This window comes from Amycolatopsis acidiphila (assembly GCF_021391495.1).
GTDB classification, from domain to species: domain Bacteria; phylum Actinomycetota; class Actinomycetes; order Mycobacteriales; family Pseudonocardiaceae; genus Amycolatopsis_E; species Amycolatopsis_E acidiphila.
This window is the reverse complement of record NZ_CP090063.1, coordinates 8,107,232-8,125,069: the sequence shown is the minus strand read 5'-3', so window position 1 is coordinate 8,125,069 and position 17,838 is coordinate 8,107,232. Positions and strand designations below refer to the sequence as shown.

Sequence of the window (17,838 nt, the reverse complement as noted above, 5' to 3'; positions counted from 1 at the left end):
TCGGTCACTGCCCGGCGGTCCTCTTCGACGTCCCGTGCGGTGTTCCCGTGCCCAGGACGTATGACAGCACCAGGTGGTTCCATCGGCACGTCCCGCAGACCTCCACCACGTGCACGGTGAACTCGCCGAACAGCGCGGCCATCCTGGCGAGCTCGGCCGGTGTCTTCGCCGAGCCGGCGACGTGCTTGAGCTCGTCGCCGTACACCCAGGACACGAGCGTCAGCGCAGGCGAAAGGCAGACCGGACACTGGGTGTCGGTCGGCTCGCCGTGGAACTTCGCCGCCCTGAGCAGGTACGGGTCTGCGTCGCAGACGTCCTTCCTACCGAGGCGACCGGCGCGGAAGTCGGACAGCAGCGCCCGGCGCTGTAGCCCGTAGTCCACGACGTGTCGCTGCATCTGCACGAGGACAGCGTACGTGCCCGATGTTGGGCCGCCATGAGCTGTTGGGTCTAAAGATCTGGGCGAGGTGGAGGAACACGCCGACGGTTCGATAACTCTCTGGTGAACTCCACCACTCCATCCGGGCGAACTTCCGATGCTCCGAGTCGTTAGCTGCGCCACTTCGATGTATCGGCCCGATATACTCTGGCGTTAGGTTGACGCTATGTCGTCGTTTGTCGCCCGAGAGGGGGTGCACCGTGTTGGAGTTCGCCGTACTGGGGCTGCTGCACGAGGCGCCCATGCACGGGTACGTGCTGCGCAAACGACTGCACGAGACGCTCGGCATGTTCCGCACGTTCTCGTACGGCTCGCTGTATCCGACTCTACGGAGACTGCAGCGGGCGGGCTTCATCGTCGAGGAGGCCGATGAGGTCGGTGCGCACGACAAGACCACGAACACCGTCGCCAAGACCCAGCCGAGGCCCAGGGTCCGGCGTGCCCGAAGGGTGTACAAGCTCACCGCCGAGGGCAAGGAGCACTTCGCCGAGCTGCTCGGCGACGCCGGTCCGCAGACCTGGGACGACGAGGGTTTCGGGGTGCACCTGGCGTTCTTCTCCAGGACCCCGGCCGATGTCCGCATGCGCATCCTGGAAGGCCGTCGCCGGCGCGTCGAAGAGCGCCGGGAGGGCTTGCGGGCGGCCATGGCCAGAGCCGAAGAGAAGATCGACCGCTACACCCGCGAGCTGCACCGGCTGGGCCTGGAGAGCAGCGAGCGCGAAGTCCGCTGGCTCAACGAGCTGATCGCGCACGAGCAGGCCGAGCAGCGCGGCGCGCAGAACTAGCGGCCGCCCGCGGACGAGCAGCACTGACCTGAACAAGAAACGACCGAAGGAGAATCCGGCATGGGCGACAACAGCGGCCGCGTCAAGGTGGCCATCGTTGGCGTCGGCAACTGCGCGGCATCGCTGGTGCAGGGGGTGCACTACTACGCGGACGCTGACGAGGCCGCGCGGGTGCCCGGGCTGATGCATGTGCGTTTCGGCCCTTATCACGTGCGGGACGTGGAGTTCGTCGCGGCGTTCGACGTGGACGCGAAGAAGGTCGGGCACGACCTGTCCGAGGCGATCCTGGCCAGCGAGAACAACACGATCAAGATCGCCGACGTGCCGCCGCTGGGCGTGCCGGTGCAGCGTGGCCACACCCTCGACGGGCTCGGCCGGTTCTACCAGGAGACCATCGAGGAGTCCGACGAGACGCCGGTCGACGTCGTCGCCGCGATCAAGGAGTCGGGCGCGAGCGTGCTGGTGTCCTACCTGCCGGTGGGCTCGGACGCGGCGCAGAAGTTCTACGCGCAGTGCGCGATCGACGCGGGCGTGGCGTTCGTCAACGCGATCCCGGTGTTCATCGCCTCGAACCCGGAGTGGGCGCAGAAGTTCACCGACGCGGGTCTGCCGATCGTCGGCGACGACATCAAGTCCCAGGTCGGCGCCACGATCACGCACCGGGTGCTGGCGAAGCTGTTCGAGGACCGGGGTGTCCAGCTCGACCGCACGATGCAGCTCAACGTCGGCGGCAACATGGACTTCAAGAACATGAAGGAGCTCGAGCGCCTGGAGTCCAAGAAGGTCTCCAAGACCCAGTCCGTGACCTCCCAGGTCGACCGCGACATGGGCAAGGCGAACGTGCACGTCGGCCCGTCGGACTACGTGCAGTGGCTCGAGGACCGCAAGTGGGCCTACGTCCGGCTCGAGGGCCGCGCGTTCGGCGACGTCCCGCTCAACCTGGAGTACAAGCTCGAGGTGTGGGACTCCCCCAACTCGGCCGGCATCATCATCGACGCCGTCCGCGCCGCGAAGATCGCGCTGGACCGCGGGATCGGCGGCCCGCTGCTGTCGGCGTCCTCGTACTTCATGAAGTCGCCGCCGGTGCAGTACAACGACTCGCAGGCCCGCGACTCCGTCGAGGCCTTCATCCGCGGCGACGTCGAGCGCTGACCTCTCACTCTCCCCTGGCCTCCCCGGCCGGGGGAGAGTCGTCACCCTTTCAACTGGATGTACGTACAGTCAACGCTGAACCCGGGGTTCCGGTGCTCACCGGCAGGCAGAGTAGAGGGGGTCTGCCGGCGAGCGCCGGTTTCGTCAGTGAAGGAGTCCGGTGCCCCGATCGTCCAGCGCCAACGAGGAGATGCGTACCCAGGCGCGGCAGAAGATCCTGGCCGCGGCCCTGCAGGTGTTCGCCGAGAAGGGGTACCACGGCGCCACGATCACCGAGATCACCCAGCGCGCCGGGGTGTCCCGCGGACTGGCCTCCTATTACTTCCCGAACAAGCACCTGCTGGTCGAGGAGCTGCTCGACGCCTACCTCGACGGCGTCGCGGCGATCATCGACGTACCGGGCGGTCCGGACGAGCGGCTCGGCGGGATCATCGACGGGGTGCTGGGCGGGATGATGTCGAACCTGCCGGTGCAGGGCGTGATCCTGAGCCTGGTCGTGCAGCCCTCGACCCATCCGATCTTCGCCGAGGTCGAGGCCCGCAAGGACGAGCGGCTGAGCCTCCTGGAGGACAGCCTGCGCGAGCTGTTCGAGCAGCGCGGCGCCGAGGACCCGGCGGTCGAGGAGATCATGCTGCGCAGCGTGCTCGAAGGCGTCATCTACAAGGCCGTGGTCTACGGCCCGCAGTACCCGGTGGAGCAGGTCCGCCGCCGGCTGTACCGGATGTACGAGCTCGCCGAGCCGAAGACAACGTTGTCAGGCGCGGAACCCGGGCTGGCGGGGCGGCTGCGGGCGACCGACCGCGGCTTCTAGAGGCGGGAGGGAAGCTCCGTGATGTCGTCCAGCACGAAAGCGACCTCGGCGAGTACCGCCGGGTCCGGCGGGAAATGCGGGTTCGGCACCGCGTAGACCGCCATCCCCGCGGCGAGCGCCGAGCGCATCCCGTTGGTGGTGTCCTCGACGGCCGCGCAGGTCTGCGGCCGGACGGCGAGCAGCTCCGCCGCCCGCAGGTACACGTCCGGGGCCGGCTTGCCCGCCGCGACCTGCTCGCTGGACACCGCCGTCCGCACGAGTCCGGTGAGCCCGGTGGCCTCGAGGAACGCCTTGATCAGCACCGGTGGCGAGGAGCTGGCGATCGCCACCGGGTAGCGCTCGGCGACCGCGCGCACGGTCTCCTCGGCTCCCGGCAGCACGGGCGGCCCGTCCGCGTAGCGCTTGGCCATCTCGTCGACCACGACCTCCGCGATCCGCTCCGGCGTGAGCCGCGCGCCGAGCTCCTCGACCAGGTACCGCGCCCATTCCGGGGTGCTCATCCCCTGCATCGCACGGGTCGCCGCGTCCGTCCAATGCCCGCCGTGCTCGGCGACGACCGCGCGCCGCACCTCGTCCCAGGTTCGTTCGGAGTCGACGAGCACTCCGTCGAGGTCGAAAACCACCGCGTCCAATACCGCTCCCTGTGAGCCGAGTTACTTCGACATCCTAACTAAAATTGCTTAGGATAGCTAAGTGATGTCCGGAGTGCACGAGCTCGCGCACGAACTGCGCCCCCTCGTCTTTCGCCTGTACTACATGGTCCGCCGTCTCACGCCCCAGCACCAGCTCACGCTGGCCCAGGGTTCGGTGCTGACCGAGCTGGTCAACGGCGGCCCGCGCCGGATGAGCGTCCTCGCCGAGCTCGAGAGCGTCCGGCAGCCGTCGATGACCGACCTGGTCCGGCGGCTGGAACGGCTCGGACTGGTGACCAGGACGGCCGATCCCGGCGACCGGCGCGCGGTGCTGGTCGCGGCCACCGAGGCGGGCGTGCGGTACCTCGACGAGGTCGTCGTGGCGCGGGAGGAGTTCCTTCGTGAGCGGCTCACCGCTCTGGACCCGAGCGAGCGCGCGGCCATCGACGCCGCGCTGCCCGCCCTGAGACGGCTCATTGATCCAGCGAAGAAGGAGGAGTTGCTGGATGAGCACTAAAGCGCACGGAAGTCTGCTGGACGCGCTGAAGGGCCAGCCGAAACAGGTCTGGATCACCGCCTTCGCGGCCGTGATCGCCTTCATGGGGATCGGCCTGGTCGATCCCATCCTGCTGTCCATCGCCGACGGGCTGCACGCCACGGCGTCCCAGGTCACCCTGCTGTTCTCGTCCTACCTCGGCGTGCAGGTGCTGGCCATGCTGATCACCGGCGCCGCGAGCGCCCGGTTCGGCCCGAAGCGCACGGTGCTCACCGGGCTCGTGCTGATCGTGCTCGCCACCGCCCTGTGCGCGGCCGCGGGCTCGATCGGGCAGCTCGTCGCGCTGCGGGCGGTGTGGGGGCTCGGCAACGCCTTCTTCATCGCGACCGCGTTGTCGGTGATCGTCGGCGCGGCCACCGGTGGTCAGGCAGGCGCGATCCTGCTCTACGAGGCGGCGCTCGGTGTCGGCCTGGCGGTCGGACCGCTGCTCGGCGCGTTGCTGGGCAGCATCTCGTGGCGCGGGCCGTTCGTCGGCACCGCGGTGCTGATGGCGGCCGCCCTGGTCCTGTGCTCGATCTTCCTGGCCCGCGACTCGCACGAGAAACGGCCCCGGATCCGGCTGACCGACCCGTTGCGGGCTCTGGCACACAAGGGTTTGCTGCGGACCTCGATCGGCTCTGCGCTCTACACGGCCGCGTTCTTCACCGTGCTGGCCTGGACCCCGTTCGTGCTCGAATGGGGCGCGGTCGCGGTGGGCCTCATCTTCTGCGGCTGGGGCCTGTGCGTCGCGGTCGCCGGCGTCGTGCTCGCGCCGAAGCTCGCGCACAAGCTCGGTGAGCGGCACGCGACCGCCGTTTCGGTGCTCGGGTACGCCGTGCTGATGGTCGTGCTCGCCGTGCCGAGCAAGCCGGTCGTGGTGGCCGGGGTGATCGTCTCGGGGCTGATCTCCGGCCTGCTCAACACCCTGTTCACCGGCACCGCGATGTCGATCAGCGACGCGCCGCGGCCGGTCGCCAGCGCGGGCTACAACTTCTGCCGGTGGCTCGGCGGCGCGGCGGCCGCGACCCTCGTCGGTCACGTGGCGAGCTGGTTCGGTTCGCCGCACGCCCCGTTCGTCGTCGCGGCGGTGCTCTGCGTGATCGCCGGTGGCCTGCTGTTGGTGAAGGAGAAGACGGCGGATCCCCGCGAAATACCCGCGGGGTCGGCACTGGTGGGCGAGGAGCTCTAGCGGTTTCCGTCGGGCGCCAGGGACTTGCGCGGCCTGGCGCCCAGCGCGAGCGCGACGACGGCGCCGGCGACCATGCAGACGCCGACGACCCACAGGCCGGTGCGCTGGCTGCCGGTCAGGTCGCGTAGCCAGCCGGTGATGTAGGGCGCGGCGAACCCGCTGATGTTGCCGAGCGAGTTGATCAGCGCGATGCCGCCGGCGGCCGCCGCGCCCGCGAGGAAGTTGGACGGCAGCGCCCAGAACGTCGGCAGCGCGCAGCACACGCCGACGGCGCAGATCGTCACCGCGGCCATGGCCGCGTACGGGTTGCCCAGGTACAGCGCGATCGGGATCGCGACGCCGCCGATCAGCATCGGCAGCGCGACATGCCACTTGCGTTCGCCGGTGCGGTCGCCGTGCCGGGCCCAGAACACCATGACCAATGCGGCGATCACGTACGGCACCGCCGTCACGAGGCCGGACTGGATCACCGACAGCTTGGTGCCGAACTCGGCGCCGAAGCCCGCGATGATCGTCGGCAGGAAGAAGCCCAGCGCGTACAACCCGTAGGCGATCGCGAAGTACACGAAGGCCAGCGCCAGGATCCGCGGATGTGTAAGCGCTTTCCGCAGCGGCCAGTGGAACTCGGACTCGGTGGCGCGGTGCTCGCGGTCGAGCTCGCCGGCGAGCCACTGCCGCTCGTCCTCGGTCAGCCACTTGGCCTTCTCCGGGCGGTCGGTGAGGTAGAACCAGGTGACGAACGCGAGCAGCATCGCCGGGACGCCCTCGACCAGGAACATGAACCGCCAGCCGGACAACCCGAAGATGCCGTGCCCGTGCACGATCAGCAGGCTCGAGATGGTGGAGCCGAGCGCCGAGGACACCGGGATCGCGGCCATGAACAGCGCGACCGCCTTGGCCCGTTGCGCGGCGGGGAACCAGTAGGTCAGGTACAGGATGATGCCGGGGAAGAACCCGGCTTCGGCGACGCCGAGCAGGAACCGCAGGACGACCAGCGTCGTCGCGTTCGGCACGAAGGCCAGCACGGTCGCGACGATCCCCCAGGTGAGCATGATCCGGGCGAGCCAGCGCCGCGCGCCGAAGCGGTGCAGCGCGAGGTTGCTCGGTACTTCGAGGATCAGGTAGCCCAGGAAGAAGATGCCCGAGGCGAAGCCGAACGCGGTGGCGGAGAGCCCGAGCTCCTTGTTGAGCCCGTTGGGGCCGGCGAAACCGATGTTGACCCGGTCGAGGTAGTTCACGAAGTACAGCAGCGCCAGGAACGGCATGATGCGTACCGCGACCTTCGTGAGCACGCGATCGCCCGCGGTGGCAGTCCTCGTCGACATCCACGCATTTCAGGCCACCTCCGGCTGTTCGTCAAGAACCAATTACCGTGTAGGCATGTCGAAAACCCCCCTCGCCCTGGTCACCGGCGCCTCCCGCGGCATCGGCGCCGCCGTCGCGCGCGCCCTGTCGCCCACGCACCGCCTGCTGCTCGGCGGCCGTGACGCCGACGCGCTCGGGAAGGTGGCCGAGGAGCTGCGGGACGCGCAGGCCTGGCCGGCGGACCTCGGCGACCTCGCCTCGCTGGGCACCGCGGTCGCCGGCATCGACCGGCTCGACGTGCTGGTGCACTCGGCGGGGGTGGCCGAGCTGGGCACCATCGAGCAGTCCGACAGCGCGTCCTGGCGGCGGAACTACGAGATCAACGTGCTCGCGGTGGTGGAGCTGACCCGGTTGCTGCTGCCCGCGCTGAGGGCCGCGGGCGGGCACGTCGTGGTGATCAACTCGGGCTCGGGCATGAACACGAAGGCGGCTTGGGGCGCGTACTCGGCGAGCAAGTTCGCGGCTCGCGCGTTCGCCGACACCCTGCGGCTGGAGGAGGAGCCGAACGGCCTGCGGGTGACGTCGGTGTTCCCCGGCCGCACGGCGACGGAGATGCAGGAGGCGGTCACCGCGGCCGAAGGCATCCCGTACAGCCCGGACGACTACCTCAGCCCGGACTCGGTGGCCGCCGCGGTACTCGGCGCGGTCTCCGCCACCCCGGACGCCCACCCGACGGACGTGATCGTCCGCCCCCGCCGCCGCTAGGGAGGCCGGCTCGGTCCGTTGCCGTCCGCTAGCGCAGCCGTGCCGCGGATTCCTTCGCCGCCTCGGCCGCCTTCCTCCGGTCGGTGCGAGTGGACTCGCCGTCGGCCAGGACCTGCTCGCCGGCGACCCAGACGTCCCGCACCCGCCGCGAACCCGCCGCCCACACCAGGTTCGACAGCAGCTGCGCGTCCGGCACCGCCAGTCCCGTCGCGAAGGCGAAGCCGTCCGTCTCGATGTGGACCATGTCCGCCCACCGGCCCGCCTCGAGCGCCCCGATGTCGTCCCGGCCGAGCGCCGCCGCGCCGCCACGGGTGGCCAGCAGCAGGGCGGCCGGCGCGTCCAGCGCGGTCGAGTCCTTCGTGGACAAACGAGCGAGCATCGCGGCGAGCTGCAGCTCCTCCCACAGGTCCAGGTCGTCGTTGCTGGCAGGCCCGTCCGTGCCCAGTCCGACCGCGATCGCCGCCGCCCGCAGGTCGGCCAGCCGGGCGATGCCGGACGCGAGCTTCCCGTTCGAACCCGGGCAGTGCGCCACCCCGACCCCCCTCGCCGCGAACAGCGCGATGTCCTCATCGGACAGATGCACCGCGTGCGCGGCCAGTACCCGCCCGTCCAGCAGGCCCACCTCGTCGAGCAGCCGCGGCACGGAACCGAACTCCACGCGTTGCTTCTGGTCCTCGTCCGCTGCCTCCGCCACGTGGATCTGCACCAGCGCACCCCGCGCGGCGGCCGCTTCCGCCGTCAGCCGCAGGGCTTCCGGCGGCAGCATGTACGCCGAGTGCGCGGCGAAGGACAGCTCGATCCGCTCGCCGGGCCCGAAGCGCAGGCCGTCGGCGTCGATCCAGCGTCCGGTCGCGGTGATCATCGCGCGCCAGTCCAGGCCGGGCAGGTCCATGATCGGGCCGCCGAGCACCACCCGCGCCCCGGTGGTCAGCACCGCCTCGGCCATCTCCTCGGGGTGGAAGTACATCTCCGCGCTGGTGGTCACGCCGTGGGACAGCATCTCCAGCGACCCGAGCACCATCCCGGCGTGCACGTCCTCCGCACGCAGCTTCGCCTCGGCGGGCCAGATGATCTCGTTGAGCCACCGCAGCAGCGGCAGGTCGCCGCCCATCCCGCGCAGCAACGTCATCGGGCTGTGCGCGTGGGCGTTCACCAGGCCGGGCAACAGGATCCCGGACAACGCGGTGACCGGCGCGGCCGACATGGGCGCCGCCTCAGCGGGCCCGCAGTACCCGATGCGGCCGTCGTCGTCGACGTCCACCACCCCGTCTCGTACGACCGAACAGGCGGGGTCGCAGGGCAGGACGACAGGAGCGGTGAATCTCGACGACATCAGGCGATCTTAGGAGGCCGGCCGCTTCCCCTCCACCACCGCAGCGGCCGCGCTTCGCGCGACTGTCAGTCCATCAAACCGCTTCGCCAGGCCCATGCCGCGATCTCGACCCGGTTGCGCGCCCCGATCTTGCCCTGGACGGCAGCGAGGTGGGTCTTGACCGTCGACAGCGACAGGAACAGCTCTCCGCCGATCTCGGTGTTGGTCAGCCCCCGTGCCGCCGCGCGCACGACGTCGAGCTCGCGTGCGGTCAGCGGCTCCTTCGGCGGGTCGACGGCGCGCCGGGCGCCGCCGCCGTCGAAGTGCTTGAGCAGCCGGACGGTGATCTGCGGGGACACCAGCGCGTCGCCCCGGTCGGCCGCGCGCACGGCCTCGATCAGCAGCGCCGGCCCGGCGTCCTTGAGCAGGAAGCCGCTCGCGCCGTTGCGCAACGCCGTGTGCACGTACTCGTCGAGGTCGAAGGTCGTGACCACGACCACCTTGAACGGGTCGGCGACATCGGGACCGGCCAGCCGGCGAGTCACCTCGAGCCCGTCGAGCCCCGGCATGCGGATGTCGAGCAGGCACACGTCGGGCCGCAGCTCGCGCGCCTTCGTCACGGCGGCCACCCCGTCCGCGACGTCCGCGACCACCTCGATGTCTTCCTGGCTCTCCAGGATCATCTGGAACCCGGTGCGCACCATGCTCTGGTCGTCGGCGATGAGCACCCGGATCATTCGGTCTCCCCTTCAAGCGGCAGCCACGCTTCCACGGTCCAGCCGCCGCCGGCCGGACCGGCGGTGAGCCGTCCGTGCAGCAGCTCGACCCGCTCACGCATTCCGACGAGACCGTATCCCCCGCTGCCACCGGCCGGGCGCTCGTCTCCCGTGCGCCCGTCGTCGCTCACCCGCACGTGCAGCTCGCCGTCGAGCACCTCGGCGAGCACGGCCACCCTGGTCGCGCCCGCGGCGTGCTTGCCGACGTTCGTCAGCGACTCCTGCACCAGCCGCAACGCCGACCGCGCGACCTCCTGCGGGATGTCCGGCGTCAGGTGCAGCTCCACCTCGGTCGGCACGCCGTGGTGCGCCGTCTCGGCCAGGCGGCGCAGGTCCGCGTCCAGATCGGTGGTCGCCTGCTCGGTGGCGGCGGCGTTGCTGCGCATGCTGCGCACCAGCCGCCGCATCGCGACGAGCGCCTCGGTGCCCGCCTCCTCGATCCGGCCGAGCGCGTCCATCGCCAGCGCCGGGTTCTTGCCGCCCATCATCCTCGCGGCCTGCGCCTGCACCACGATCCCGGTGACGTGGTGTGCGACGACGTCGTGCAGCTCGCGCGCCAGCGCCATCCGCTCCGACGTCTGCGCCTCGGTGACCGCGGCCTCGACCACCTTCGTCCGCTCCGAGTCCCGCGCCCGGAAGTACAGCCCGACCGCGACCGCGGTCCCGAGCACCAGCAGGGCCGCGATGAACAGCGAATGCAGGTCGTACAGGCCGCGGCCGGACGTGACGTTGACCGCTGTCGTCACGCCGACGACGGCCGACATCAGCGCGATGACCGGCCAGGCCTGCGCCGGGCGAGCCGAGCGCACGAGGAACACCACGATCACCGTGCCGGCCAGGATCTCGGTCGTCGGCAGGGAGTCGAACGGCATGTCGTAGGACTTGGGGGCGATCCAGACCGCGACCACCGAAACGGCGAACACGGCCGAGACCAGCACACCTGACACGACCGGTTTGCGGGAGGCGAACACGGCCAGCGCCGCACTCGCCGCCGAGCACAGCCACAGCGGCAGCAGCCGCGGCCCGTCGTTCAGCACCTGGTAGAGGTCCAGGAACAACGGCAGGCACAGCACCCCGATCAGGGGCCACTGGCTGCGCAACAGCTCGGCCGCCCGGCTCGACGCCCTCGCCCCGCCCGCGAGCCGGAACCGCAGGCCGACCGCCACCGCCGCGATGAGCAGCACCGCGCCCAGCAGCATGGTCCGCTCGAAGCGTCCGGAGGAGATCGAGTAGCCCGACCGCGTGGTCGCCGCGAACAGCCCGGCGACCACCAGCGTGATCGTCGCGGCGGCGGCCATTCCCGGGCGCAGCCGGCGGACCGCGAAGTAGACCAGCTCCAACCCGGCGACCGTCTCGGTCAGCGACAGGTCGGTCAGCAGCGTCGAGAACGCGGCGGCGTCGGTGATCCGGATCAACGCGGTGGAGCCGACGAGCACCGCGGCCCCGGCGAAGGCGCCCCGAGCCGGATGCTCGCGGGCCCACAGTGCGCAGGCGGAGACGGCGAGGATCCCGGGCAGCAGGAGCAGATCCCGCCCCCGCGGGCCGATGTTGTCGAACGCGGAGGGCAGGACGATCACCAGGTCGCAGAGCAGTGCCGCGAGCAGGACGACGCCTTCGAGGCCCAGCTTGCGCCAGGTCGGTTGTAGTCGGTCGGAGAACGGCACAACGGAACGGTAGAGGATTCGCGGGCCCGCGCACCTTGGCCGTGCGGCCACCCCGGATCGGCCGATCGGCCGATCCGGCGGCCCCGGCCGCGTTGGGAACCTGCAGGCATGAATCCACAGTGGAACGACCGGGCGGTGTTGTCCGGACGGGGGCTCGTGAAGCGGTACGGCACGCAGTTCGCGCTGGCGGGGGTGGACATCGACGTCCAGCCGGGCGAGGCCGTGGCGATCGTGGGGCCGTCGGGATCGGGCAAAACGTCGCTGCTGCACGTGCTGGGCGGCATCCTGCGTTCCGACGAGGGGGAGATCTTCCTTGGCGGACAACGGATCGACCAGCTCTCCGAGAAGAAGCGCAGCGAGCTGCGCCGCAGTGAGTTCGGCTTCGTCTTCCAGCAGGGGATGCTGGTCGCGGAGCTGACGGCGGAGGAGAACGTCGCGCTGCCGATGCTGCTCGGCGGCACGGGGCGCAAGCAGGCCCTCGGTGCCGCGCGGGAGTGGCTGCACCGGCTCGGCCTCGCCGGTCGCGGCGGCAGCAGGCCGGGCGAGCTGTCCGGCGGGCAGGCGCAGCGCGTCGCGATCGCGCGGGCGCTGACGCACCGGCCGAAGGTGATCTTCGCGGACGAGCCGACCGGGGCGCTGGACACCCGCACCGGCAAGGAGACCATGGACGCCCTGCTGGTCGCGGCCGCCGACGCGGGGGCGTCGGTGCTGATCGTGACGCACGACCGCGAGCTGGCCGACTCACTGCCGAGGACCGTCACCATCCGGGACGGCCGGATCGCCGCGACCGGCGTGGGGGCGGTCGCGTGAACCCGGTGCAGCTCGCGTTCCGGGTGCTGCGCGTCGACGGGCGCACCCGGACCTCGACGGTCCTCACGGCCGTCGGCGTGGCGGTCGCGACCGGGCTGGTGCTGCTGCTGGTGAGCCTCCCGTTCGCGACGAAGGCCAGGGCGGAACGGTCCATCTGGCAGGAGGTCGACTACCGCTCCTCCGGCTCGGCGATGCTCATCGTGCAGGGCACGGACTTCACCGGGGGCCAGGAGATCACCCGGCTCGACGTGTCGTCCACAGTGGACCCGCACACCATCGCGCTGCCCGCGGGCGTGCCGAGCTTTCCCGGCGCCGGCCAGGTGCTGGTGTCGCCCGCGTTGTTCGAGCGCATGCACGAACTGCCCGCCTCGCAGCTCGCCGACCGGTTCCAGGGCACTGTCGTCGGCACACTGGACGACCGCGCGCTGAGGTACCCGGACCAGCTGGTCGCGCTCGTCGGCCACAGCCCGGAGCAGCAGCCGGCGGGCTCCTACCAGGTGGCGGGCTTCCAGCCCGCGGCCAACGCGGAGGTGGATCCGCTGCTGGAGCTGCTGGCCGGGGTCGGCGTCGTGGTGCTGATCGTGCCGAGCCTGGTGCTGGTCGCCTCCTCGTCGCGGCTGACCGCCGCGCGCCGGGAACGACGGCTCGCGGCGCTGCGGCTCGCGGGCGCCACCCCGGGTCAGGTCACCGGCATCGTCGCGGCGGAGACGGGGGTCGCCGCGGTGGTGGGCGCCCTGATCGGGCTCGCGGTGAGCCCGCTGCTGCACTCGCTCGCGACCCTGGTGCCGTGGGACGGCGGCACCTGGTTGCCGAGCGACTTCGGGCTGCCGGCCGGGGTGACGGTGTTCCTGGTCGTGGCGATGCCGGTGCTCGTGCTGGCCGCGGCCGTGCTCGGGCTGCGCCGCGTGGTGGGCAACCCGATCGGCGCGGCGTCCTCGCACACGCCGAAACCGCTGCACGCGTGGCGGCTGCTCGCGCTGCCGGTGGCCGGGGCGTTCTTCTTCTTCGTGGTGTCCTCGAACGACTCCAGCGCGGCGATGGTCCTGCTCGGGCTGCTACTGGTGGTCGCGTCGGCGGTGCTCGTCGGACCGTGGATCACCTTCGCCGTCGGGCGGATCTTCGTGCAGCGCTGGCGCAGGCCGGCCGGGCTGCTGGCCGGGCGGCGGCTGCTGGACGACCCGCGGGGCGCCTACCGCGCCTCGGCCGGTGTGGTGCTCGCGGTGTTCATCGGCTCGATGGCGCTGACCCTGATGCCCAGCTTCGAGAGCATGGCCGGTGGCGGCGGCACCTTCCGCGACCCGGTCCTGTCGGTGAGCACCTCGTCCGAACGCGCCCGCGAGGTCACCGCGCAGACGAACGCCCGGCTCGCCGGCTACGGCCAGCGGGCGCGGGCGGCCGAGGTCGGCGAGGTGGTGCTGTCGTCGGTGAACGGCTCGCGGCTGCAGGCCCTCGTGGTGCCGTGCGCGCAGGCGAACGAGCTGCTGCGCGTCGCGCTGACCTGCGATTCCGCGCCCGCGGTGTATGGGCTCGGGGACCTGTCCGGGTACCGCGTGAGCGGCAACTACGACGAGCCGGGCGTGCCGCTCGTGGCGGGTACACAGGTGCGGAGCCTGCGGCCGCTCGACTCCGACGTCAGCGTCGACGCGATCGTCGATCCGGCGGCGCTGCCCGCGGGAGTCGTACCCGGCCAGGCCAAGGTCGCGGTGTCCACGACGGGCAGTGACCCGGAGACGGTGCGGACGGCGCTGGCCGCCAGCGGGGAGAGCGTCTACAGCCGGGACGTCTACCTGGCCGGTCAGCAGACGGAGCTGGACGACCTGCGACGGGTCACGGTGATCGGCCTGGTCGCGGCGGCGGTGCTCGCGGGCTGCAGCGCGGCGATCGCGACCGCGGGCTCGGTGCTCGACCGGCGCCGCACCTTCGGCGCGCTGATGGCGGCGGGCACGCCCGTCCGGCTGTTGTCCCGGGCGCTGCGCGCGGAAGCGGCACTGCCCGCACTGGCCGCGACGGTCGGCGCCGGCGTCGTCGGAATGCTCGTGGGGCTCGGCTTGTTCAGCATGATCCAGGAGGGCCGGGAAGGCGTCTCCGCGGTGCTGACCCCCTGGCTGCTCGCGCCGGTGGTGCTCGGGCTGGGGGTCGCCGTGCTGGCCGCGTCGGTGTGCACGCCGGCGCTCAACCGCGTCCGCGCGGAGCCGCTCGCCGACGAGTGAGCTCCCGGGTGCCGCCCTTTCGTCGGGGGAAGGGCGGCACCCCGGCTCAGCTGCCGGGCAGCCGTTCGAAGATCAGGTCACGGCTGACCCGGCCTTCCTCGTTCGCGCGTTGCTCGAACTTCGTCACCGGGCGCCAGCTCGGGCGCGGGGCCCAGTCCGGGAACCGGTTGCGCAGCAGCGGTTCCGCGCTGCACACCTCGAGCATCTGGTCGGCGTAGTGCGCCCAGTCGGTGGCCAGGTGCAGCATTCCGCCGGGCGCCAGCCGCGACGCGACGAGCGAGATGAACTCGGGCTGCACCAGCCGCCGCTTGTGGTGCCGCTTCTTGGGCCACGGGTCGGGGAAGAAGATGCGCACGCCCGACAGGGACTCGGGCCCGATGTGCCGGGTCAGCAGGACCACGGCGTCGCCGTGCAGCAGCCGGAGGTTCTCCAGCGCGAGCTTCTCGGCACGGAGCATCAGCTGGCCCAGCCCCGCCTCGTACACCTCGACGGCGACGTAGTTGACCTCCGGCTCGGCGGCGGCGAGCTGCGCTGTCGTCTCGCCCATGCCGGAGCCGATCTCCAGCAGCACGGGCGCGGAGCGGCCGAACCACTCCGCGAAGTCGACGGGCCCCGGCGGCAGCCCGGCCACCTTGCGGCCGAGGTCCGGCCAGTTGTGCTCCCACGCACGCTGCTGGCCGACAGTCATCCGGCCCCCGCGCTGCACGTAGCTGACAACACTGCGCAGCCGCGGTTGGTGCTCGCTCTCCACCCGCCCAAACTAGCCGGGGATGTCTGAACCCAGCTTGCGGGGCGGTGCGAGCGGCGGTGCCGGCCGCCCGGGTGGAGAAACCGGCTTCGCCGCTTCGGAAACCGGCCTAGCGCACTGCCTCGAACTCCCCCAGTCGCGAGCGCAGCCCGGCGAGGCCGGCGACCGCGATCGGCTCCGGAGTGGTCCCGCTGTGCGCGGGCAGCACGTCGAGCCAGCCCGAGTGCCTGCTGGTGTTGAGCAAGGTGGTCGGGATCCGGTGGCCCGACCGGCCACGCTCGGACGGCATGAACTCCCAGTACCCCGACTCGCCGTCGGCGGCCCACGGCACGTACTCCCAGCCCGGCCGGCGCGACAGCAGCTGCGCTGTCCGGTCCTCGACGCGGAACCCGTCGGCACGCGACTGCAGCCGCCCGTCGGCCAGCGCGCGCAACCACCAGGGGGACGGGATCGGCTCACCGCTCGCCGTCACCGCGCGGAACAGGCTCAGGACCTCGCTCTCCGGGGCGCGGTGGATCCAGGCTCGGCGGATCTCCGCGGGTCTGGTCGCCATCGCGGCGTCCCGCGGCAGCTCGATCGCCTGCGACCACTGAAGGCCGTCCAGGGGTTCGAGCAAAGGCTGATGCGCGGCACTGCGCGGCGCGGGAACGGGGATACCGATTTCTCGTCCGATGTCCACCGTCAAGGGTCACCTCCATCGGGTTTCCTGACGTGGTGACTCCATATTCCCTGGTCAGAACCGGGGATGTCTGCCCCCTGTGAGGCCAAGCACAGATCATTTACGGGCAATTAACCTAGATAGGCCAACAGTCACCGAAGATTAATCGAACGCACGTGCATTTCGTCCGTGCACCGGACGTGGGAAGGCCCGGGCCACCCCCCGAATGGTGGCCCGGGCCTTTTCCTTCTTCCCCCTTGTCCGGCTCGGCGCGCCCCGAATTTCGCGCTCGTTGCCGGGGTTCCCCTGTGGTGGGTCCTACGCGTCCCGCCGGTTCGCGGCGGTGATCGCGCCGATCAGCAGGACGACCGCGAAGGCCGCGAAGTACGCCAGCGCCCAGCCCTGGCTCAGCGTCGCCGTCGACAGCGGCGCCCCGGCAGCGGCGTTGCGGCCCATGTTCGACGCGCCGTCCCCGGTCAGGAACTTCTCCGCGACGTTGAACGGCAGCCACTTGAAGATGTCCTCGCCGACGCTCGGGATCAGCCGGATCAGGCTCTCCACGGCCAGTGCGTAGATCAGCAGCAGCGCGATGGCACCCGCGCTGTGCCGGATCAGGATGCCGACGGCGACCGCAATGACGGCGGCCAGCGCGTAGACGACGCCGACCCCGGCCACGTTGATCCAGTCCGCCCCGCTGTTGAGCGCGAGGTCCGCGTTCGGCTTGAGCAGGTTGGCGACGCCCCAGGAGCCGAAGGCGCTCAGCTCACCGATGACCAGCGCCAGCACCGCGACGACGGTGGTCTTGGCCAGCAGCGCCGAGGTGCGGTGCGGGATCGCCTGGAAGGTGGCGCGGATCGTACCGAAGCGGTACTCGGTGGTGACGGCCAGCGCGGCCAGCACCATGATCACGGCCATCCCGAAGCTGTAGCCGAACTGCGTCGAGGCGACCGTGGCGGCGAACTCGCCGTCGTTGGAGTTGCCCACGACCAGCGCCGAGAAGCCGATGGTCAGCACGAGCGTGACGAGCGCGCACCACCAGGGCGAGCGCGTGGTGAACAGTTTGATGCGTTCCACTGCGAGCAGCGTCATGGTTTTCGTCTCCCCTACTTGGCGCTCGCCTCGAGCACCTGCTGTGCTTCGGCCTCCAGGCCGGTGTGGTACTCGACGGCATCGCCGGTGATCTGCATGAACGCCTGCTCCAGCGAACCCGTCTGCGGGCTCAGCTCGTGCAGTACCAGGCGGTTCTCCGCGGCCAGCTCGCCGATCTTGTCGCTCTCCATGCCGGAGACGAGCAGACCGTCGTCGGACTCGGTGACCGTGCCGCCCGCCTGCTGCACGAGGGCGCGGACCCGGTCGAGCTGCGGGCTGCGCACCTTGACGGTGTTCTCCGCGGCGCGGGCCACGAACTCCTTCGTCGTGCTCTGCGAGATCAGCTCCCCCTTGCCGATCACGATGAGGTTGGACGCGGTCAGCGCCATCTCCGAGAGCAGGTGGCTGGAGACGAACACCGTGCGGCCCTCGTCGGCCAGCCGGTGCATGAACTTGCGGATCCAGAGGATGCCCTCCGGGTCCAGGCCGTTCACCGGCTCGTCGAACAGCAGCACCTCCGGGTCGCCCAGCAGGGCGGCGGCGATGCCGAGCCGCTGCGACATGCCCAGCGAGAAGCCCCCGGCGCGCTTGCCGGCGACGCTGCTGAGACCGACCGTGTCGAGCACCTCGTCGACGCGGCGGGCGGGCAGCTTGTTCGACCTGGCCATCCACGCCAGGTGGGCGCGCGCGGACCGGTTCGGGTGCACCCACTTCGCGTCGAGCAGGGCGCCGACGGTGCGCAGCGGCTGCTTCAGGTCGTGGTAGCGCTTTCCCCCGATGCGCACCTGACCGGAAGTCGGATTGTCGAGCCCGAGAATCATTCGCATTGTGGTGGATTTCCCGGCTCCGTTCGGCCCGAGAAAACCGGTGACCTGGCCGGATTCGACACTGAACGAGAGGTTGTTCACCGCCAGTGTCCTGCCGTATCGCTTGGTGAGGCCAACTGCCTCGATCATGA

General features: G+C 70.9%; 18 protein-coding genes. 8 read left to right on the top strand and 10 right to left on the bottom strand.

The window, feature by feature from the left end; translation table 11 throughout:
* Nucleotides 1-4: 4 nt before the first annotated feature.
* Nucleotides 5-403 (bottom strand): DUF5318 family protein, encoded by a 399-nt coding sequence (locus LWP59_RS40000; RefSeq protein ID WP_144641830.1) that lies wholly within the window; start codon nt 401-403, stop codon nt 5-7.
* 236 nt (nt 404-639) lie between these two features.
* Between LWP59_RS40000 and LWP59_RS39995 the strand changes: the two genes are divergently transcribed.
* From LWP59_RS39995 to LWP59_RS39985, 3 genes are all read left to right on the top strand, one after another.
* The gene (locus LWP59_RS39995) at nt 640-1,224 is read left to right on the top strand and encodes a PadR family transcriptional regulator (RefSeq protein WP_144641831.1); all 585 of its coding nucleotides are present in this window, start codon (nt 640-642) and stop codon (nt 1,222-1,224) included.
* A 60-nt stretch (nt 1,225-1,284) separates the two neighbouring features.
* Nucleotides 1,285-2,376 (top strand): inositol-3-phosphate synthase, encoded by a 1,092-nt coding sequence (locus tag LWP59_RS39990; RefSeq protein ID WP_144641832.1) that lies wholly within the window; start codon nt 1,285-1,287, stop codon nt 2,374-2,376.
* 160 nt (nt 2,377-2,536) lie between these two features.
* The gene (locus LWP59_RS39985) at nt 2,537-3,187 is read left to right on the top strand and encodes a TetR/AcrR family transcriptional regulator (protein ID WP_144641833.1); all 651 of its coding nucleotides are present in this window, start codon (nt 2,537-2,539) and stop codon (nt 3,185-3,187) included.
* On the opposite strand, the gene LWP59_RS39980 is transcribed toward LWP59_RS39985, so the two are convergent.
* Nucleotides 3,184-3,819, bottom strand: coding sequence for an HAD family hydrolase (locus LWP59_RS39980; RefSeq protein WP_144641834.1), 636 nt, complete (start codon nt 3,817-3,819; stop codon nt 3,184-3,186). The genes LWP59_RS39985 and LWP59_RS39980 overlap by 4 nt on opposite strands.
* Nucleotides 3,820-3,883: 64 nt before the next feature.
* On the opposite strand from LWP59_RS39980, the gene LWP59_RS39975 reads away from it, so the two are divergent.
* Entirely contained in the window at nt 3,884-4,336 is a 453-nt protein-coding gene (locus tag LWP59_RS39975) for a MarR family winged helix-turn-helix transcriptional regulator (protein WP_373299416.1), read from the top strand.
* On the top strand, nt 4,326-5,543 hold the full coding sequence (locus LWP59_RS39970) for an MFS transporter (RefSeq protein ID WP_144641836.1): 1,218 nt from the start codon (nt 4,326-4,328) through the stop codon (nt 5,541-5,543). Before LWP59_RS39975 ends, LWP59_RS39970 begins: the two co-directional genes overlap by 11 nt.
* Here the strand turns inward: LWP59_RS39970 and LWP59_RS39965 are convergent.
* Nucleotides 5,540-6,868, bottom strand: coding sequence for an MFS transporter (locus LWP59_RS39965; RefSeq protein ID WP_144641837.1), 1,329 nt, complete (start codon nt 6,866-6,868; stop codon nt 5,540-5,542). The genes LWP59_RS39970 and LWP59_RS39965 overlap by 4 nt on opposite strands.
* A 55-nt stretch (nt 6,869-6,923) precedes the next feature.
* On the opposite strand from LWP59_RS39965, the gene LWP59_RS39960 reads away from it, so the two are divergent.
* Nucleotides 6,924-7,613, top strand: a complete 690-nt coding sequence (locus tag LWP59_RS39960; protein WP_144641838.1) for an SDR family oxidoreductase — start codon at nt 6,924-6,926, stop codon at nt 7,611-7,613.
* Between the two features lie 28 nt (nt 7,614-7,641).
* On the opposite strand, the gene LWP59_RS39955 is transcribed toward LWP59_RS39960, so the two are convergent.
* The 3 genes from LWP59_RS39955 to LWP59_RS39945 all read right to left on the bottom strand — a co-directional run bounded on the left by LWP59_RS39955 (nt 7,642) and on the right by LWP59_RS39945 (nt 11,365).
* Entirely contained in the window at nt 7,642-8,946 is a 1,305-nt protein-coding gene (locus tag LWP59_RS39955; RefSeq protein WP_144641839.1) for an amidohydrolase family protein, read from the bottom strand.
* Between the two features lie 65 nt (nt 8,947-9,011).
* A complete protein-coding gene (locus tag LWP59_RS39950; RefSeq protein ID WP_144641840.1) occupies nt 9,012-9,662 on the bottom strand; it encodes a response regulator in 651 nt (216 codons plus the stop codon).
* A complete protein-coding gene (locus tag LWP59_RS39945; protein ID WP_144641841.1) occupies nt 9,659-11,365 on the bottom strand; it encodes a sensor histidine kinase in 1,707 nt (568 codons plus the stop codon). Before LWP59_RS39945 ends, LWP59_RS39950 begins: the two co-directional genes overlap by 4 nt.
* Before the next feature lie 108 nt (nt 11,366-11,473).
* Between LWP59_RS39945 and LWP59_RS39940 the strand changes: the two genes are divergently transcribed.
* On the top strand, nt 11,474-12,175 hold the full coding sequence (locus LWP59_RS39940) for an ABC transporter ATP-binding protein (protein WP_144641842.1): 702 nt from the start codon (nt 11,474-11,476) through the stop codon (nt 12,173-12,175).
* Nucleotides 12,172-14,385, top strand: a complete 2,214-nt coding sequence (locus tag LWP59_RS39935) for an FtsX-like permease family protein (RefSeq protein WP_144641843.1) — start codon at nt 12,172-12,174, stop codon at nt 14,383-14,385. Before LWP59_RS39940 ends, LWP59_RS39935 begins: the two co-directional genes overlap by 4 nt.
* A gap of 46 nt (nt 14,386-14,431) precedes the next feature.
* On the opposite strand, the gene trmB is transcribed toward LWP59_RS39935, so the two are convergent.
* The 4 genes from trmB to LWP59_RS39915 form a co-directional block, all read right to left on the bottom strand.
* The gene (gene trmB / locus LWP59_RS39930) at nt 14,432-15,136 is read right to left on the bottom strand and encodes a tRNA (guanosine(46)-N7)-methyltransferase TrmB (protein ID WP_144641844.1); all 705 of its coding nucleotides are present in this window, start codon (nt 15,134-15,136) and stop codon (nt 14,432-14,434) included.
* Nucleotides 15,137-15,242: 106 nt separating this feature from the next.
* Nucleotides 15,243-15,818 carry a hypothetical protein gene (locus LWP59_RS39925; protein WP_144641845.1) on the bottom strand — a complete coding sequence of 192 codons (576 nt, stop codon included), beginning with the start codon at nt 15,816-15,818 and terminating at the stop codon, nt 15,243-15,245.
* Between the two features lie 291 nt (nt 15,819-16,109).
* Nucleotides 16,110-16,880: an ABC transporter permease gene (locus LWP59_RS39920; protein WP_144641846.1), complete on the bottom strand. Its 771-nt coding sequence runs from the start codon at nt 16,878-16,880 to the stop codon at nt 16,110-16,112.
* A gap of 14 nt (nt 16,881-16,894) precedes the next feature.
* Entirely contained in the window at nt 16,895-17,836 is a 942-nt protein-coding gene (locus LWP59_RS39915; RefSeq protein WP_144641847.1) for an ABC transporter ATP-binding protein, read from the bottom strand.
* Nucleotides 17,837-17,838 lie beyond the last annotated feature (2 nt).

Excerpts from the sequence above, each read along its gene's own strand:
- LWP59_RS39970 (WP_144641836.1), top strand. The coding sequence starts at position 4,326 with ATGAGCACTAAAGCGCACGGAAGTCTGCTGGACGCGCTGAAGGGCCAG.
- LWP59_RS39965 (WP_144641837.1), bottom strand. The coding sequence starts at position 6,868 with ATGTCGACGAGGACTGCCACCGCGGGCGATCGCGTGCTCACGAAGGTC.
- LWP59_RS39960 (WP_144641838.1), top strand. The coding sequence starts at position 6,924 with ATGTCGAAAACCCCCCTCGCCCTGGTCACCGGCGCCTCCCGCGGCATC.
- LWP59_RS39990 (WP_144641832.1), top strand. The coding sequence starts at position 1,285 with ATGGGCGACAACAGCGGCCGCGTCAAGGTGGCCATCGTTGGCGTCGGC.
- LWP59_RS39975 (WP_373299416.1), top strand. The coding sequence starts at position 3,884 with ATGTCCGGAGTGCACGAGCTCGCGCACGAACTGCGCCCCCTCGTCTTT.
- LWP59_RS39955 (WP_144641839.1), bottom strand. The coding sequence starts at position 8,946 with ATGTCGTCGAGATTCACCGCTCCTGTCGTCCTGCCCTGCGACCCCGCC.
- LWP59_RS39915 (WP_144641847.1), bottom strand. The coding sequence starts at position 17,836 with ATGATCGAGGCAGTTGGCCTCACCAAGCGATACGGCAGGACACTGGCG.
- LWP59_RS39920 (WP_144641846.1), bottom strand. The coding sequence starts at position 16,880 with ATGACGCTGCTCGCAGTGGAACGCATCAAACTGTTCACCACGCGCTCG.
- LWP59_RS39940 (WP_144641842.1), top strand. The coding sequence starts at position 11,474 with ATGAATCCACAGTGGAACGACCGGGCGGTGTTGTCCGGACGGGGGCTC.
- LWP59_RS39950 (WP_144641840.1), bottom strand. The coding sequence starts at position 9,662 with ATGATCCGGGTGCTCATCGCCGACGACCAGAGCATGGTGCGCACCGGG.